The following is a 16,439-nucleotide window of genomic DNA, read 5'->3' on the forward strand; positions in this document are numbered from 1 at the left end:
CGGATTCGGTTCCCTTCCGAGGGTGGTTCAGCGGCCGGCGGCGACCGCGGTGACGACCTCACGAACGGTCGCGGCGACCCGGTCGACCTGCTCGTCGGTCAGGTTGGCGTGCATCGGGATCGCGAGGTGGCGGGCGAAGACGTCGGCCGAGACGGGGCAGGGCCGCGCCGGCTCGCCGTAGAGCGGCTGCACGTGCGAGGCGTACGTGCCGAAGTTGCACTGCACGCCGCGCCCCCGCAGCCCCGTCGCCACCGCGCCCCGGTCGACCGAGGGGTCGAGGGTGAGGATGTACGCCTGCCACGGGTGCTCCCGGTCCGGCAGCTCGGCTGGCACGGTGACCAGGTCGAGGTCCTTGAGCAGCTCGCCGTAGCGGGCGGCGATGCGCCGCTTGGTGGCCAGCAGGTCGGGCAGCCGGTCCAGTTGGGCGAGCATGATCGCCGCGGCGACGTCGGAGAGCCGGTAGTTGTAGCCCAGCTCGTCGAATGTCGGGATGGGCAGGTCGGTGGAGGCGGCCCGGGTCAGCGCGCCCTCGATGCCGTACGTGTGCAGCTTCCGGGCGTGGGCGACGAGGTCCTCGCGGTCCGAGGTGAGCGCCCCGCCCTCGCCGGCCGTGATGCCCTTGCGACCGTGGAAGCTGAAGGCGGCGATGTCGGCGAGGCTGCCGGCCGGGCGGCCCTTGTAGGTGGCGCCGGCGGCGCAGGCGCCGTCCTCGACCAGGAACAGCTTGTGCCGGTCGGCGATGGCGCGCAGCTCGTCGTAGTCGGCCGGCTGGCCGGCGACGTCGACCGCGATGATCCCGACGGTACGGGGGGTGATGGCGGCCTCGACGGCGGCGGGATCGACCGTCCAGATGTCGGGGCGGACGTCGGCGAAGACCGGCTTCGCGCCCGTCCACATCACCGAGTGTCCGGTGGCGGGGAACGTGTAGTCGCCGACGATGACCTCGTCGCCCGCGCCGACGCCGAGGGTGAGCAGGGCGAGGTGCAGGGCGGCGCCGCAGTTGTTGGTGGCCAGCGCGTGGGCGGTGCCCGTCGCGGCGGCGAAGCGCTCCTCGAACCTGCGGCACGTCGGTCCGGCGCCCGCCAGCCAGCCGGAGGCGAAGACCTCGGCGATCGCCGCGAGCTCCGCTTCCCCGACCGTGGGCTGACCGAGCGCGATGACGTCGTCTGACATGAGACTCCCTAGAAGTCGACCCGGTGCAGTCTAGGCCACCCCTGGTCGGCTGCGACGAATCGGGCACGTCCGGCTTGGCTACCATCACCTCGGAATACGCCGGCAGGGGGGACGAGATGACGAGGTTCGTGGTCGTGGGCGGCGGCATCGTCGGCCTGGCGGTGGCCCACCGGCTGATGACCGACCGACCCGGCGACTCGGTGACCGTGCTGGAGAAGGAGGCCGGCTGGGCGGCCCACCAGACCGGCCACAACTCGGGCGTGATCCACGCCGGGGTGTACTACAAGCCGGGCAGCCTCAAGGCGAGCCTGTGCCGGGCCGGCAGCGCGTCGATGGTCGAGTTCTGCGCCGAGCACGGGCTGTCGTACGACATCTGCGGCAAGCTGATCGTGGCCACGGACCCGGCGGAGCTGCCGCGGCTGCACGCGCTGCACGAGCGGGCGGTGGCCAACGGCCTACCGGTGCGGCTGATCGACGCGGCGGAGGCCGCCGAGTACGAGCCGCACGTGGCGGCCGTGGCCGCGCTGCACGTCGCCTCGACCGGCATCGTGGACTTCGGCGCGGTCTGCCGCACGCTCGCGGCGCTGCTCGCCGCCGGGGGCGCCGACCTGCGCACGCGGACCGAGGTGACCGGGATCGCCACCCGACCCGAGGGGGTGGTGGTGAACACCACCGGCGGCGACGTGGTCGGCGACGTGCTGATCAACTGCGCCGGCCTGCACGCCGACCGGGTCTCCCGGCTGGCCGGGGTGTCGACGCCGGTGCGGATCGTGCCGTTCCGGGGCGAGTACTACGAGCTGACCCCCCAGCGCCGCGGCCTGGTGCGCGGGCTGATCTACCCGGTGCCGGACCCGCAGTTCCCGTTCCTCGGGGTGCACCTGACCCGGATGATCGACGGCAGCGTGCACGCCGGCCCGAACGCCGTGCTGGCCACGGCTCGGGAGGGCTACTCGTGGGGGCGGTTCAGCCCGCGCGACGTCTGGGACGAGCTGACGTACCGGGGCCTGTGGGCGCTGGGCCGCCGGCACTACCGGTACGGCCTGACCGAGGTGGCCCGGTCGCTGTCGAGGAAGCGGTTCGCGGCCAGCCTGGCGCGGCTGGTGCCGGAGCTGACCCCGGACGACATCGTCCGGGCCGGCGCGGGGGTACGCGCCCAGGCGATCCTGCCCGACGGCGGCCTCGTGGACGACTTCCTGATCGTCGAGGCGGACCGGCAGGTGCACGTGCTGAACGCGCCGTCCCCCGCCGCGACCAGCTCGCTGGAGATCGCCCGGCACATCGTCTCCCGGCTGCCGGTGGACGCGACGCGCTGACGGTCCCCCAGCCGCCGGTGGACGCGGCGCGCCGACGGTCCCCCGGCAGCCGGTGGACGCGGCGCGCCGACGGTACGGGGTGCGGCGTGCGCCGGACCGCGGCCGTGCGGCGGGGCCGCGGCCGGGGGTCGCGCGGGCCGCTCAGGCGGGGGCGACCGGTACGGCGTCCCGCTGCCGGGGCACGGCCGGGGCGGCGCCGAGCCCGGTCGCCACCGCCTCGACCAGCGCGTCGAGGTACGCCTCGGCCGGCGCGGTGCGGGCGATGGCCAGCCGCCAGTACAGCGGCCCGACGATCAGGTCCACGGCCGCCTCCGGATCGGTGTCGGCCGGCAGCTCGCCGCGTCGGACGGCCCGGGCGACGAGCGAGCCGCCGATCTCCTGCTGCTTGGCGCGCAGCAGCGCCTGGAGGGTCTCGTCGATCTCCGGGTTGCGGGCCGCCTCGGCGAGCAGGTCCGGGATGATCTGCGAGGCCAGCGGGTGGCGCAGGGCGTGCGCCAGCACCTGGAACAGCAGGGCGAGGTCGCCGCGCAGGGTGCCGGTGTCCAGCGCGGGCAGCTTGCTGCCGGCGGCGGCGGCGACGACCTCCAGCACCAGTTCGAGCTTCGAGCTCCACCGCCGGTAGATCGCGGTCTTGCCGACCCCGGCCCGGCGGGCGACCGCCTCGATGGAGAGCCGGCCGTAGCCGACGGCGGCCAGCTCCTGCATCAACGCGCGCCGGATGGCCGTGGTGATCTCCCCACGGAGCACCGCCGCGCCGGCCGGCGCCCGCCGCTTCCCGGTCGTCACGTGACTCTTCTCGGCTGTCACGTGGAACAATGTAGCGCAACGACGGTACGGTTGCGTCCCGACGTGTTTTGGACTACCTTCCACGCAGCGACGAGGCGGCGCTCCACGCACCGGCCACGCTCGATATCGTTCACGCGCATCCCGTTGCCCCACAAGATCGGAGCGCCCATCCCATGGCCAACACCGCGCTGGCCGATCCCGACGCCGGCCTGACCCAGGCGCAGCTGGCCGCCCGGTACGGGCTCCGGGTCGCCGGCGAGCGGCCGTCCCTGGCGGAGTACACCCGCCGCCTGTGGGCGTACCGGCACTTCATCGCCGCGTACTCCAACGCCAAGCTGGTCGCCTCGTTCAGCAACGCCCGGCTCGGGCAGCTGTGGCAGGTGCTCACCCCGCTGACCAACGCGGCGGTCTACTACCTGATCTTCGGTGTGGTGCTCGACCAGAACAGCATCCCGAACTTCATCGCGTACCTGACCGCCGGGCTGTTCATCTTCAACTTCACCCAGACCACGGTGCAGAACGGCACCCAGTCGATCACCGGCAACCTCGGGCTGATCCGGGCGCTGCACTTCCCCCGGGCCTGCCTGCCGCTGGCCGTCATGCTCACCCAGTTCCAGCAGCTGATGGCCTCGCTGCTGGTGCTCGTCGGCATCGTGCTGGTGACCGGCGAGCCGCTCACCGTCGAGTGGCTGCTGCTGGTGCCGACGGTCCTGCTCCAGGCGGTGTTCAACGCGGGGCTGACCATGACGGTCGCCCGGATGGGCGCGAAGATCGCCGACCTCAAGCAGGTCATGCCGTTCGTCCTGCGCACCTGGATGTACGGCTCCGGCGTGCTCTACAGCGTCGCCCTGTTCGAGGAGAGGCTGCCGGGCTGGGCGACCCGCCTGGTCGAGGCGAACCCGATGCTGGTCTACATCGAGCTGGCCCGGCACGCGCTGCTGGAGGGCGCGCCGCTGCTCAGCTCCTCGATGCTGCAGGCCTGGGCGTACGCGGTGGGCTGGGCGCTGCTGATGGGCGTCGGGGGTTTCATCTACTTCTGGCGCGGGGAACAGGAGTACGGCCGTGGTTGATTACATCGAGGCGTCCAACGACGTCACCGTGACCCTGCCGAGGATCACCGAGCGCATCCCGACCGTGGTGGTCGACGACGCGCACGTGGTCTACCGGGTGCACAAGGGCGCCACCGGCGGCACCAGCCCGGTGGCCGCCCTGAAGCGGATCGTGTCCCGCACCTCCGCGCCGAACGTCCGCGAGGTGCACGCGGTCAAGGGGGTCAGCTTCACCGCGTACCGGGGCGAGGCGATCGGGCTGATCGGCAGCAACGGCTCCGGCAAGTCGACCCTGCTGCGGGCCATCGCCGGGCTGCTGCCCGTCAACCGGGGCGCGGTCTACACCCAGGGCCAGCCGTCGCTGCTCGGCGTCAACGCCGCCCTGCTCAACGACCTCTCCGGTGAGCGGAACGTCACACTGGGCTGCCTGGCCATGGGCATGCACCCCGACGACGTCGCGCGGCTCGCTCCACAGATCATCGAGTTCTCCGGGATCAACCAGCGCGGCGACTTCGCCTCGCTGCCGATGCGGACGTATTCCTCCGGCATGTCCGCCCGGCTGCGGTTCTCCATCGCGGCGGCCAAGAAGCACGACGTGCTGCTGATCGACGAGGCGCTCGCGACCGGCGACAAGGGCTTCCGCAAGCGCAGCGAGCAGCGGGTACGCGAGCTGCGGGAGAGCGCCGGGACGGTGTTCCTGGTCAGCCACCAGCTCTCCTCCGTCCGCGACACCTGCGAACGGACGATCTGGCTGGAGTCGGGCGTGCTGCGGATGGACGGCCCGACCGACGAGGTGCTGCGCGCCTACGAGGAATTCTCGAACGGCAAGTAGGGCTGCGGCGCCCGTACGGTGTCGTGCGGGTGCCGACCCACCGCGTCGTCCCTGGGGGCGGCGCGGTGTACGCGTTATCGTTCACCCGGCCGTAGTGCGGTCGCAACCCAACGTTTGGCATCCCTTCCCTGGAAGTGAGGATCGGCACATGACGCAGGACCACACCGCTGGCCTGGACGCCGCACCGGAGACCCCGGCACCGTGGCGGCCCGCGCGGACAGTGGCGGTGGTGCTGGCCGGCGGCACCGGGACCCGGCTGGGCCTCGGCATCCCCAAGCAGCTGCTGAAGATCGCCGGCAAGCCGATCATCGAGCACACCCTGGCGGTCTTCGAGGCGGCCCCCGAGATCGACGAGATCATCGTGCTGATGGCCGCGGGGCACGTCGCCGAGGCGCAGCAGATCGTCGACAAGGCCGGCTTCCGCAAGGTCAGCAAGGTCATCGAGGGCGGCGACACCCGTAACGCCACCACCCGGATCGCGCTGGACGCCGTCGGCGAGGGCGACGTCAACATCCTCTTCCACGACGCCGTGCGTCCGCTGGTCAGCGCCCGCATCGTGCGCGAGTGCGTCAACGCGCTGTGGACGTACTCGGCCGTCGACGTGGCCATCCCGTCGGCCGACACGATCGTCCAGGTCGACGAGAACGACTGCATCACCGACATCCCGGTCCGTTCCACCCTGCGCCGCGGCCAGACCCCGCAGGCGTTCCGCTCGGGCACGATCCGGGAGGCGTACCGGATCGCGGCGGACGACCCGAACTTCGCCGCCACCGACGACTGCGGCGTGGTGCTGCGCTACCTGCCCGGCACCCCGATCAAGGTGATCGACGGCTCGGACGAGAACATCAAGGTCACCCACCCGGTCGACGTGCACCTGGCGGACAAGCTGTTCCAGCTCGCCGCCGCGCAGGCGCCCCGGCTGACCGACCAGCGCGCCTACACCGAGGAGCTGACGGGCCGGACGATCGTCGTCTTCGGCGGCAGCTACGGCATCGGCCACGAGCTGACCGAGCTGGCCCGCGGCTACGGCGCGCAGGTCTTCCCGTTCAGCCGCTCCACCACCGGCACCCACGTCGAGCGCGCCGAGGACGTCGAGGCCGCGCTGCGGACCGCCTTCGAGGCCACCGGCCGGATCGACCACGTGGTCGTCACCGCCGGCATCCTGGAGAAGGGCGAGCTGACCGAGATGGACCAGGAGACCATGGACCGGGTCCTGCACGTCAACTTCGTGGGCCCGGTCACCATCGCCCGGCAGTCCCTGCCGTACCTGCAGCAGACCAAGGGCCAGCTGCTGCTGTACACCTCCAGCTCGTACACCCGGGGCCGGGCCCGCTACGCGCTCTACTCGGCGACCAAGGCCGCGCTGGTCAACCTGACCCAGGCCCTCGCGGACGAGTGGGCCGAGTACGGCGTACGGGTGAACTGCATCAACCCGGAGCGCACCGCCACCCCGATGCGCACCAAGGCGTTCGGCGAGGAGCCGGAGCACACCCTGCTCGCCGCCGAGACGGTCGCCCAGTCGTCGCTGGACGTGCTGGTCTCGGAGCTCACCGGGCAGGTCATCGACGTGCGTCGGGCACCCGGTGAGGCGCCCGCGGCGGGCATTCCCGGCCAGGCCGGCAAGCCTGCGGCCCCGGCGACGGCCGGCTGAGTTCGCCGGCGCGGCGGGAGAAACGGGTACCGACATGCGTGGTGACCTGGTCAGGAAGCTGACCGCCCGGGCGGCGGCCACCGGCCTGGCGGTGCTGGCGTTCCTCGTCCTCGCGCTCACCGGCGCGACCGGCTGGGGGCTGGCGCTCGCGGTGGCGGCCCTCGCCGCCGCGGCCTGGGAGCGCCGGGTCCGGCCGGCGGCCGACAGCACCGCCGAGGCCGTGCTGCTCGCCGCCGGCATCCTGGTGGGGTACGCGCGCCGGCTCGACGCGGGCTTCGACCCGGCCCTGGCCGCCACCGCGCTCGTCCTGCTCGGGCTGGTGCTGCTCGTCGGCCCGCTGCGGCAGGCCGGCAACCTGGAGATCCGGGCCGCCAACCTGCCCGTCCGGTCGTGGACGCCGCTGGTCGCCGCCGGGCTGGGCGACGCCCTGCTGGCACTGCTCGCCGCCGTCGCCCTGGCCGCCGCGCTGGCGCTGCCCGCCGCGGTCGCGCTGGTGGCGGCCCTGCTCGTCGGCGCCGCTGCCGGGGCGGTCGCCCTGGACCTGGCCCGCCGCCGGTTCCGCCCGGGCGCGGGCGGCGGGGCGGTGGCCCGGGCGCTGCGCCGGCACCAGCCGGAGTTCCTGCTGCACTTCTCCGCCCCGCCCGGCTCCGAGTACCAGGTCACCATGTGGCTGCCGTACCTGGAGCGGATCGGCCGGCCGTTCCTGGTGATGGTCCGGGAGCCGGAGTTCCTCGCCCCGATCGCGGCGGCCACCACGGCCCCCGTGGTCTACTGCCCGACCACCAGGTCGATGGACGAGGCGCTGGTGCCGAGCCTGCGGGTGGCGTTCTATGTCAACCACGGGGCGAAGAACAGCCACTGCATCCGGTTCTCGCAGCTCACCCACATTCAGATCCACCACGGCGACAGCGACAAGGCGCCGAGCGCGAACCCGGTCTCGGCCATCTTCGACCGGATCTTCGTCGCCGGCCCGGCGGCGATCGACCGGTACGCCCGCGCGGGTGTGGAGATCCCGGCCGAGAAGTTCGTGGTGGTCGGCCGCCCGCAGGTCGAGTCGATCGAGGTACGCCGGGCGCAGGTCACCGCCCTGGCGAACCCGACCGTGCTGTACACCCCGACGTGGACCGGGCACCACGCCGACGCGAACTACTGCTCGCTGCCGGTGGGCGAGACGATCGTCCGGGGGCTGCTGGCCCGGGGCGCCACGGTGATCCTGCGCGCCCACCCGTACACCTCGCAGAACCCGGCGTCGGCCCGGCAGCTCGCCCGGCTGGAGGAGCTGCTCGCGGCGGACCGTGCCCGCACCGGCCGCCAGCACGTCTGGGGTGCCGCGGCCAGCCGGGGGATGTCCCTGGTCGACTGCGTCAACCGTTCCGACGCGCTCGTCTCGGACGTCTCCGGCGTGATCTCCGACTACCTCTACTCGGGCAAGCCGTACGCGGTGACGGACATGGGCGCCGACGGCGACCGGTTCGTCGAGCGGTTCCCGCTGGCCGGGTCGGGCTACATGCTGCGGCGGGACGCCGGCAACCTCGACGAGGTGCTCGGGCGGCTGCTGGACACCGACCCGTCGGCGGCGGCCCGCTGGGCGACCCGGGCCCGGTACCTGGGCGACTTCCCGGCCGAGTCGTACGCCGAGGCGTTCCTGGCGGCGGCCCGACGGGAGCTGGCGGCCGGCGGGGACCCGACCGCCGCGCCCACGCCGCGCGCCGCCGAGGCCGTCGCCCACGACGGCTCCCCCCTGTCCCCGACAGCCTGACCCGGCGCCCTCACCCCGGCCAGTCAGCCGGCCCACGGCGGCCCAGGCCGCCGCGCCGGCCTGGCCGACGCTGAGCAGCGGCTCGACCGGCGCCAACGTCACCACCGCCCAGTACCTGCTCCGCTACCGCGGTCAGGGCATCGCGGCCGACGGCGCCTACGGCCCCGCCACCACCACGACGGTGAAGAACTTCCAGTCGGCCAACGGCCTCCTGGCAGTACGCGGTCGGCGGCAGCGGCGGCAGCGGCACCGGCAACTACCGTCTGGTCATCGGCAAGTCGGTGCTGCCCCGCAGCGAGTACGACGACCCGCACCACGACTACCCGGCGATCGACCTGCCCACCGTGACCGGCACCACCACGTACGCGATCACCTCCGGCACGGTCGGCTACGCGAGCGGCAGCTGCGGCTACGGCATCGGCATCACCGGCGACGACGGCGCGTACTACCTCTACTGCCACCTGTCGTCTCGCTCGGTCGCCTCCGGCTCCCGGGTCAGCGCCGGCCAGGTCATCGGCTACACCGGGGCCACCGGCAACGTGACCGGCCCGCACCTGCACCTGGAGGTCCGCGTCAATGGCGCCAACCGCTGCCTTCAGAACATGCTCCTGGCCATCTACGACGGCACCGCCGTCCCCGCGCCGTCGTCCCTGCCGTCCACCGGCTGCTACTGCTGACGGCCGCACGTGGCGTCGCCGCTCTCCACGCCGGGAGCGGCGGCGTCACGCCCCGGCGACCACGCCCGCCGACGCGTGGTCAGCCGCGCGGGCGCCGCGTACGGGGCGAGGTCAGCCCCGCGCGGGCGCCGCGTACGGGGCGGAATCAGCCCCGCGTTGGCGCCGCGTACGGGGCGGAATCAGCCCCGCGTTGGCGCCGCGTACGGGGCGAGGAGGGCCAGGACCGCGGCCGGGTCCTCGACGTGGGCGTTGTGGCCCAGGGCGGGAAGGGTGACGACCGGGCGGCCGAACTCCCCGAGCTGAGCGTCGCTGACCATCGGGTCGTGCTCGCCCCGGGCCAGGACGACGGGGGCGTCGGTGTCGGCCAGCAGGGCCGGCAGGTCGGGCGCGCCGACCGCGAACGCCGCCGGGTCCATCGCCAGCCGCCACCGGCCGTCCTCGCGGCGCAGCCCGGCGTCCACCGCCGGATCCTCCGGGGCGAGCAGCCCGGTCAGGCCGGAAACCCGCAGGTAGCGGCGGGCCGCCTCGTCCCGGTCGGCGAACCAGGTGACCGGGCGGGCGGCCAGCTCGCGGGCCCGGTCCAGCTCGGCGGCGGACCACACGGCCTTGACGCCGAGCGCCACGACGGCGTCGACCGGCAGCCGCCGGCCGCGCGCGGCGAGGGCCAGGGCGACCACCCCGCCCAGCGAATGCCCGAGCAGCACCAGCCGGTCCCCCGGCCGCAGCGTCTCGGCCACCCGGTCGGCGAACCCGGCGAACGAGTAGCCGGGCAGCGCCGGGGAGCAGCCGTGCCCGGCCAGGTCGGGCGCCAGCCAGCGGCCCGGCCACCGGTGCTCCAGCAGCGGCGCGCAGCGCAGCCACACCTCACCGGTGGCGCCCATGCCGTGCAGCAGCACCACCACGCGTCGGGTTCCGGTGTCGTCGGTCATGGGGCGCAGTGTCCCACCGTCACCGGCGCCGGGCGAGAGCACGGACCGGCAGACGACACCGGGCGCCGGCTCGGGGAAGCCGGCGCCCGGTGTGCGGGGAGGAGGGGTCAGGCCGAGTAGCCGCGGGTGGCGGCCCAGTTCGCCAGCGCGATCGTGCTGATCCAGTACGACGGCACGGCCGGGTTCGCCGAGTCGGCGATCCGCACCGTGCGGCCCTGGTCCTCGTACCCGACGACGGCGATGTAGTGGCCGCCGGGGAACGAGTGCCAGCCCCCGTCGACGTCGGTGGCGGAGCCGGCGATGTTCACCACGACGCCCCGCCCGGCCGAGATCGCCCTGACCACGTCGGCCTGGAGCTGGTCCATCTGCGCCGGGGTGGCGGCGTTGCCCGGGATCATCCGGGTCTTGTAGGGGCTGCCCTTGACCATCTGGTTGAGCACCCGGGTGGTGTCCTCGGCCGAGTTGGTGCCCATCTCGGTGGTGCCGAGCTTGACGCCCAGGGTGTCCTGGTCGCTGGCGATCCCGGTGGCCGACAGCGCGTTGCGCACGGCGGCGGGGCCGCAGTTGTAGTAGGTCGTCTGCGCCTGGTAGTCGTAGTCCAGGGCCTTCGACGACGGCGGCTTGGGGGCGGCCGGCTTCGACTCGGACCGCGTGGGGGCGGCCGTGGCCGTCAGGTCCGGGTTCGGCGCGGTCGAGGTGGCGCTCGGCGCGTCGGTCACGGCCCGGGCCTGGCCCCGGGTCGCCGCGCCGTCGAGGCGGGGGGCGATCTCGGCGACGGCCGTCGTGGCCTGCCGGGGGGCGGGGGCGTCGTCGCCGTTCGCGAGCAGCGCCCCGGTGCCGGAGGCGAGCAGGAGCGCCGCGGCCGAGCCGGCGACGATCCGGTACGGCCGCCGGGCGGCGAGACGCCGCAGCTGCTGCTTCAGGTTGTCGTTCACGCGTTCCTCCACGGGACGAACAACCAAGAGGTGTGCTGGTGCTGCACGAGGATGGAACTCCTTCCGACACCGCCTACCGGGTTAGCTGACGGATTCGGGCGGGAAGATCGCCCTACCGCGGGCCGCGGCCCGCGGATTCACCCCACACGTGCACTGGGTCCCCGGTTCGTGCTGGTCACGATTGAGCGGGTCGGCGCGGCGTCGCCTCTTGCGATCGGTTACCGCACCGGACGGGCCGACACTACTGGCCGGTCGCCGGCCTGCCAACCGGGCGTCACCTGCTTAAACCTTCGACGGCCGATTTTTTTGCGGCACATCCGGGAACTGACGTGACTCAATGGGATAGGCGACCATTCCGGCGCCGCCGGTCGACAATCGGACAATCGGTCGTGATCGTCGGGGAATTGCGGTCGCCACACACACCGAATGGTTGCCGACGCCCGTTTCCGAGGCGACGTGACCGGGCTCACCCGGCAAAGTTCGGCCCGTCGGCCCAGCATGTGGGCAGGCCGGGGCCAGTCAGGCCGGGCCGGGGCCAGTCAGCCCGGGCCGGGGTCAGTCAGCCCGGGCCGGACGCCACCGGGCCACCCACGCGGGGCCGGGGTCAGCCGGCCCGGGCCGGACGCCACCGGGCCACCCACGCGGGGCCGGGGCCAGTCAGCCCGGGCCGGACGCCACCGGGCCACCCACGCGAGGCCGGGGTCAGCCGGCCCGGGCCGGACGCCACCGGGCCACCCACGCGGGCCGCCGGGACGAGGCCGCCGCGGGGGCGACGGGCGCCGGGGCGGGACGGGCCCGCTCAGCCGCGGCGGACGCCTCGGCCACCAGGATCCGGGCGGCCTCGGCGGCCAGTTCGGCGTCGCGCCAGGCGGCCCGCTCCCGCTCCGCCGCCGCCACGTACCCGGCCCGCCTGCCGTCGCGTACCGCACGGGCCAGCACGACCTCCTGCTCCACCGGGTGCCGCCGGGGGTCCCAGCCGCCGCGTCGGGCGAAGACGTCGCAGAGCTGCCCCATCGACAGCTCGCCGCGCAGGTGGGCGGCCGTGGCGGCGTGGTGCAGCCAGCGCTCGCGGGCCGCGTACTCGGTGGGGGTGCGGGGGGTGCGGGGCGTCGGCAGGGCACCCGCGCCGCCGAACCGGCGGGCGGCCGTCTCCGCCGCGTCGTACGCCCGCCAGGCCCGCTCGGCGGACTCCTGCGCGGCGAGCCACGCGTCGCGGCGGCGGCGGGCGGTCCGCGCGGCGCCGGCCGCCGCCACGGCCACCTCCTCGGCGTACCGGCGCAGGTCGGCCAACTCCTCGGCGGCGGCCTCGACGGCGGACGGAGCGGGATCGCCCGCCGGCTGGTCCCGCTGCGGGCGGGTCACCAGGACGGTGAGCACGGTCAGCGCCAGCACGAGCAGGACCGACCAGATGACGGCGGCCTGCGGCACCTCGATCAGGAACTGGTAGAGAACGGTGTCCAACGTCGGCACCTCACGGGGTGGATGCGGAAGCGGAGCCCGCACCGGCCGACCGGGCGGCGCGGGAGCGCCACCGGAGTCGGGCCGGCGGGAACGCGAGGGGTCCTGGAGCGCGGTGGAAGCGGGCTCGGCCCGCGGGGCGTCAGGGCCGCGGGGGCGCGCGGGGGCCGGAAGCGGCGGGGGCGGGCCCGAGCGGCGCCCGGCCCGGCCCGGCCGCCCGGGCCACGGGGTGCCCGGTGGAAAGCGGCGGCGCGGCCGCCCCGGCCGGGAGAGCGTTGCCGGTGTACGCGACGACGGTGCCGCTGCTCGCGGCGGCGGTGCCACTGCTCGTGGCGACGGCGCCGGTGTGCGCGGCGACGGTGCCGGTGCCGGTGCTCGCGACGACGGTGCCGTGCGCGGCGGCGGTGCCGGTGTGCGCGACGGCGGCGGTGCCGGTGCTCGCGGTGCCGGTGCCGGTGCTCGCGGCGACGGTGCCGTGCGCGGCGACGGTGCCGGTGTGCGCTACGGCGGCGGTGCCGGTGCTCGCGGTGCCGGTGCCGGTGCTCGCGGCGACGGTGCTGCCGGTGTGCGCGACGGCGGTGCCGTGCGCGGCGGCGGTGCCCACGCTCGCCGCGGCGTGGTCCGCGACGGCGCGGAGCCCGACCGGGGCGCCCGGAGCCGGGGCTGCCCCGGCGGGCGCGCCGAGCACGACCGGCCGGCCGACGAACGGGGCGCCGGGATCGGTGTGACCGACGGCGCTGATGGAGAGGCCGCCGGCCGGGGACCGGGCGGCAGACGCGTCGGCGGGGATCACGGCGTCGAACGGCAGCGAGCCGGCCCCGAGGGAGAAGGCGACCGCGACCGCGAGGCTGGCCAGCATCCGGGCGGCCCAGCGCGCGACCCACCACAGAGGACAGGTGAGCGCGACGGGCGGCACGCGTCCACGCTACCGCCGCCGGCGGTACGGCGCACGGACGCCGGGCGTGTCGACTACGAGGTCTCCGGCCAGGTGACGGTCAAGGTTGACGGAGGAGGAGCGGTTCTCCCGGCGTGTCGGGTCGCTGACGTGCCAACCCTCCGGTCGTGACCCGGGCGGTCAGCGCTCGGGGAGGGCGGCGTACTCGCGGGGGCGCCCGCGCTGGCCGGGGACCGTGGGCGGCGCGGCGGCCGGCGGCGGCGCGACGGCGGGTTCCGCGGCCGGCGGCGGCGCGACGGCGGATTCCACGGCCGGCGGCGGCGCGACGGCGGATTCCACGGCCGGCGGCGGCGCGACGGCGGATTCCACGGCCGGCGGCGGCGCGACGGCGGATTCCACGGCCGGGGGCCGGGGTCGGCGGGACGGGCCGAGCCGGCGGGTCAGCGGCACCTCCACGAAGCGGTGCAGCAGCGCGGCCAGCCCGAGGTTCACCAGCAGGAACCCGATCGCGGCCAGCGGCCCCCACCAGCCGGGCAGGCCCGCGCCGAGCCGGCCGGCCAGCCGCAGGACGGTGATCATGACGAAGACGTGCACCAGGTAGAAGGCGAAGGAGACCTCGCCGAGCCAGACCATCGGGCGGCTACGCCAGGGCGTCCGCGCGCCGCGCACGTCCGCGTCGGCCGCGGCCGCGATGACCAGCACGTACGCCGCGGCGAGCAGCGCCGCCCACAGCTCGGCGCGGACCCACTGCGCGGCGACGATCCAGGTGGCCACGAAGACCAGGCTGGCCACGGTGAGCCGGGGGCCCCGCCAGCGGCCCCGCCGCAGCAGCTCGGCCGCGGCGACGCCCATCCAGAACTCCAGCGAGCGCACCACCGGGAAGATCTGGGTGAACCACCAGGTGCTTTCCTGCGGCACCAGGCGCTGACCCGGCCAGAGCGCCAGGATCAGCAGGGGCACCGCCACGACCACCGCCCACAGCACCCCGGGGCGTACCCGCCGCACCACGGGCAGCGCGAACGGCAGGCAGAAGTAGAAGAACAGCTCGCAGGACAGCGACCAGCTCACCGAGTTGACGCTGTAGAAGTATCCCGGGGTGGGGTCCCAGGCCTGGACGAGCAGGAGGTTCTCCACGGCGGCGCGGACGTTCACCGGCTCGGCGAAGAGCCAGACCCCGGCCAGCAGCGCCACCGCCCACATCAGCAGATGGTTGGGATAGACCTTGGCGAGCCGGCGGCGCCAGAAGTCCCGCCGGCGCTCCCCGTCCCGGGCCGACCACAGCAGCACGAAGCCGCTGAGGATGAAGAAGAATTCCACGCCGGACAGACCGAGGCTGAACGTCCAGCTGACGACGGCCTGGTAGTCGGGCTCGGCGACGACCCGCATCGTGCCGACGTGGTAGCCGAAGACCAGCAGGGCCGCGATCCAGCGCAGCCCGGTCAGCGAGGGCAGCCGGCTCGCCGGGCGGGCCGGTGCCTCGGCGCGTACGGCGGCGGGGGCGCTGGTCATGCCGGGCACCCTACCTGGCGGGCCGGCGACGGCCGCTCGGCGTGCGCGTACCCGACGGCGGGGCCGCGATGGCCTACTATCGCGGCGGCGCGGACACGATGAGAGGGAAGCCCCTGATGCACAAGCGGATCCTGCTGCGGGCCAAGAAGGGCCCGTTCGACGTCTACTCCCCCGAGGAGACGTTCGAGCGCAACTGGATCGGCGACAACACAGGCAATCTCGTGTTCAGCCACGCGGCGCACAAGATCCTGCGGACCGCGACGGCGGAGATCGCCTCCTCGGAGTTCCGCGCCAACCCGCGCGACGCGGACGAGATCAACGAGCGGTACGACGTCTTCGTGGTGCCGCTGGCGAACGCCTTCCGCCGCAGCTACGCCCACCGGCTCGTCAACATGACCCGGCTCATCGAGCGGCTCAAGATCCCGGTGGTGGTCATGGGCGTCGGCGCGCAGACGAACGTCGACGGCGACCGCGAGTACCTGCGCCCGCTCGACGACGGGGTGAAGAGGTTCGTCAAGGCGGTGCTCGACCGGTCGCACACGATCGGCGTCCGCGGCGAGATCACCGAGAGCTACCTGCGCGCCCTGGGCTTCACCGCGGTCGACGTGATCGGCTGCCCGTCGATGTTCCTGCACGGCGACAGCCTGCGGGTGGAGAAGAAGAAGGCCACGCTCACGGTCGAGGACCGGGTCGCGCTGACGATCTCCCCGTACGTGAAGTCGATGGCGAAGGTGATCACCTCGCACCACCGCTACCCCAACCTGCGGTACATCCCCCAGGACCTGAAGACCCTCGGCACCCTTCTGTACGGCGACGCGAAGGAGGACCGGGGCAAGAGCGCCGCCATCCCGATCCACACCTCGCACCCGCTGTTCCTGGAGGACAAGGTGCGGATGTTCGTCGACCCGTGGACCTGGATGGACTACCTGTCCCGGTTCGACTTCAACTTCGGCACCCGCATCCACGGCACGATCACGGCGCTGATCGCCGGCACCCCGGGCTACCTGTTCGCGCACGACTCGCGCACCCTGGAACTGGCCCGCTACTTCGACATCCCGCACCGGATCATGAAGGACGTGCCGGCCGACATCGACGCCATCCAGCTCTACGACGAGGCCGACTACACCGCGCTGAACAACGGGCACAAGGCCCGCTTCGAGACGATGGTGGGCTTCCTGGCCAAGCACGACCTGGGCCACTCGTTCGCCGACGGCGACAGCGCCACCCGCTTCGACCGGCAGGTCGCCGAGACGACGTACCCCCCGGCCGTACGCGCGCAGAGCGCCGTCGACCCGGCCGAGCTGATCGCCCGCATCCAGTGGCTGCGCGACCGGAACGAGGAGCTGACGGAGACCGTCACCGAGCTGAACAGCCAGCGGCTGCACGCCCGGGTACGGGCGGCGGTGGGTGGCCGGGTGCGGCAGATCCTCAAGCGTTAACCCTCCGTGGGGTGGTTGTTCAGCCACCCCACGC

At 74.1% G+C, this 16,439-nt stretch carries 14 protein-coding genes, 1 pseudogene and 1 riboswitch; of the genes and pseudogenes, 8 read left to right on the top strand and 7 right to left on the bottom strand.

The window, feature by feature from the left end:
- Nucleotides 1–27: 27 nt before the first annotated feature.
- Nucleotides 28–1,173 (bottom strand): DegT/DnrJ/EryC1/StrS family aminotransferase, encoded by a 1,146-nt coding sequence (locus tag ABGB16_RS06060; protein WP_347666955.1) that lies wholly within the window; start codon nt 1,171–1,173, stop codon nt 28–30.
- A gap of 116 nt (nt 1,174–1,289) precedes the next feature.
- On the opposite strand from ABGB16_RS06060, the gene lhgO reads away from it, so the two are divergent.
- On the top strand, nt 1,290–2,486 hold the full coding sequence (gene lhgO, locus ABGB16_RS06065) for an L-2-hydroxyglutarate oxidase (protein ID WP_347666956.1): 1,197 nt from the start codon (nt 1,290–1,292) through the stop codon (nt 2,484–2,486).
- 141 nt (nt 2,487–2,627) lie between these two features.
- Here lhgO and ABGB16_RS06070 read toward each other — a convergent pair whose 3' ends face one another.
- A complete protein-coding gene (locus ABGB16_RS06070; protein WP_347667022.1) occupies nt 2,628–3,233 on the bottom strand; it encodes a TetR/AcrR family transcriptional regulator in 606 nt (201 codons plus the stop codon).
- Nucleotides 3,234–3,445: 212 nt separating this feature from the next.
- Here ABGB16_RS06070 and ABGB16_RS06075 point away from each other — a divergent pair, with 212 nt between their 5' ends.
- From ABGB16_RS06075 to ABGB16_RS06100, 6 genes and pseudogenes are all read left to right on the top strand, one after another.
- The gene (locus ABGB16_RS06075) at nt 3,446–4,342 is read left to right on the top strand and encodes an ABC transporter permease (protein WP_347666957.1); all 897 of its coding nucleotides are present in this window, start codon (nt 3,446–3,448) and stop codon (nt 4,340–4,342) included.
- Nucleotides 4,335–5,153: an ABC transporter ATP-binding protein gene (locus tag ABGB16_RS06080; protein WP_347666958.1), complete on the top strand. Its 819-nt coding sequence runs from the start codon at nt 4,335–4,337 to the stop codon at nt 5,151–5,153. Before ABGB16_RS06075 ends, ABGB16_RS06080 begins: the two co-directional genes overlap by 8 nt.
- A 148-nt stretch (nt 5,154–5,301) precedes the next feature.
- Nucleotides 5,302–6,804: a bifunctional cytidylyltransferase/SDR family oxidoreductase gene (locus tag ABGB16_RS06085; protein WP_347666959.1), complete on the top strand. Its 1,503-nt coding sequence runs from the start codon at nt 5,302–5,304 to the stop codon at nt 6,802–6,804.
- Nucleotides 6,805–6,838: 34 nt separating this feature from the next.
- Nucleotides 6,839–8,563 (top strand): CDP-glycerol glycerophosphotransferase family protein, encoded by a 1,725-nt coding sequence (locus tag ABGB16_RS06090; protein WP_347666960.1) that lies wholly within the window; start codon nt 6,839–6,841, stop codon nt 8,561–8,563.
- Between the two features lie 70 nt (nt 8,564–8,633).
- A pseudogene (locus ABGB16_RS06095) lies at nt 8,634–8,762 on the top strand (peptidoglycan-binding protein); the annotation flags it as partial.
- An 82-nt stretch (nt 8,763–8,844) separates the two neighbouring features.
- Nucleotides 8,845–9,240 carry a M23 family metallopeptidase gene (locus ABGB16_RS06100; RefSeq protein WP_347666961.1) on the top strand — a complete coding sequence of 132 codons (396 nt, stop codon included), beginning with the start codon at nt 8,845–8,847 and terminating at the stop codon, nt 9,238–9,240.
- Nucleotides 9,241–9,419: 179 nt separating this feature from the next.
- On the opposite strand, the gene ABGB16_RS06105 is transcribed toward ABGB16_RS06100, so the two are convergent.
- The 5 genes from ABGB16_RS06105 to ABGB16_RS06125 form a co-directional block, all read right to left on the bottom strand.
- Nucleotides 9,420–10,169 (bottom strand): alpha/beta fold hydrolase, encoded by a 750-nt coding sequence (locus ABGB16_RS06105; protein WP_347666962.1) that lies wholly within the window; start codon nt 10,167–10,169, stop codon nt 9,420–9,422.
- Nucleotides 10,170–10,276: 107 nt separating this feature from the next.
- Complete coding sequence (locus tag ABGB16_RS06110) at nt 10,277–11,116, bottom strand: C39 family peptidase (RefSeq protein ID WP_347666963.1); 840 nt, start codon at nt 11,114–11,116, stop codon at nt 10,277–10,279.
- A 43-nt stretch (nt 11,117–11,159) separates the two neighbouring features.
- A riboswitch (cyclic di-AMP (ydaO/yuaA leader) is annotated at nt 11,160–11,302 on the bottom strand.
- 504 nt (nt 11,303–11,806) lie between these two features.
- The gene (locus tag ABGB16_RS06115; RefSeq protein ID WP_347666964.1) at nt 11,807–12,574 is read right to left on the bottom strand and encodes a hypothetical protein; all 768 of its coding nucleotides are present in this window, start codon (nt 12,572–12,574) and stop codon (nt 11,807–11,809) included.
- Nucleotides 12,575–12,704: 130 nt separating this feature from the next.
- Entirely contained in the window at nt 12,705–13,478 is a 774-nt protein-coding gene (locus tag ABGB16_RS06120; protein WP_347666965.1) for a hypothetical protein, read from the bottom strand.
- Between the two features lie 159 nt (nt 13,479–13,637).
- A complete protein-coding gene (locus tag ABGB16_RS06125; protein WP_347666966.1) occupies nt 13,638–14,966 on the bottom strand; it encodes an acyltransferase family protein in 1,329 nt (442 codons plus the stop codon).
- 116 nt (nt 14,967–15,082) lie between these two features.
- Between ABGB16_RS06125 and ABGB16_RS06130 the strand changes: the two genes are divergently transcribed.
- On the top strand, nt 15,083–16,405 hold the full coding sequence (locus ABGB16_RS06130; RefSeq protein WP_347666967.1) for a polysaccharide pyruvyl transferase family protein: 1,323 nt from the start codon (nt 15,083–15,085) through the stop codon (nt 16,403–16,405).
- Nucleotides 16,406–16,439 lie beyond the last annotated feature (34 nt).

This window comes from Micromonospora sp. B11E3, from assembly GCF_039871625.1.
Classification (GTDB): domain Bacteria; phylum Actinomycetota; class Actinomycetes; order Mycobacteriales; family Micromonosporaceae; genus Micromonospora.

Excerpts from the sequence above, each read along its gene's own strand:
- ABGB16_RS06060 (WP_347666955.1), bottom strand. The coding sequence starts at position 1,173 with ATGTCAGACGACGTCATCGCGCTCGGTCAGCCCACGGTCGGGGAAGCG.
- lhgO (WP_347666956.1), top strand. The coding sequence starts at position 1,290 with ATGACGAGGTTCGTGGTCGTGGGCGGCGGCATCGTCGGCCTGGCGGTG.
- ABGB16_RS06075 (WP_347666957.1), top strand. The coding sequence starts at position 3,446 with ATGGCCAACACCGCGCTGGCCGATCCCGACGCCGGCCTGACCCAGGCG.
- ABGB16_RS06085 (WP_347666959.1), top strand. The coding sequence starts at position 5,302 with ATGACGCAGGACCACACCGCTGGCCTGGACGCCGCACCGGAGACCCCG.
- ABGB16_RS06090 (WP_347666960.1), top strand. The coding sequence starts at position 6,839 with ATGCGTGGTGACCTGGTCAGGAAGCTGACCGCCCGGGCGGCGGCCACC.
- ABGB16_RS06105 (WP_347666962.1), bottom strand. The coding sequence starts at position 10,169 with ATGACCGACGACACCGGAACCCGACGCGTGGTGGTGCTGCTGCACGGC.
- ABGB16_RS06125 (WP_347666966.1), bottom strand. The coding sequence starts at position 14,966 with ATGACCAGCGCCCCCGCCGCCGTACGCGCCGAGGCACCGGCCCGCCCG.
- ABGB16_RS06130 (WP_347666967.1), top strand. The coding sequence starts at position 15,083 with ATGCACAAGCGGATCCTGCTGCGGGCCAAGAAGGGCCCGTTCGACGTC.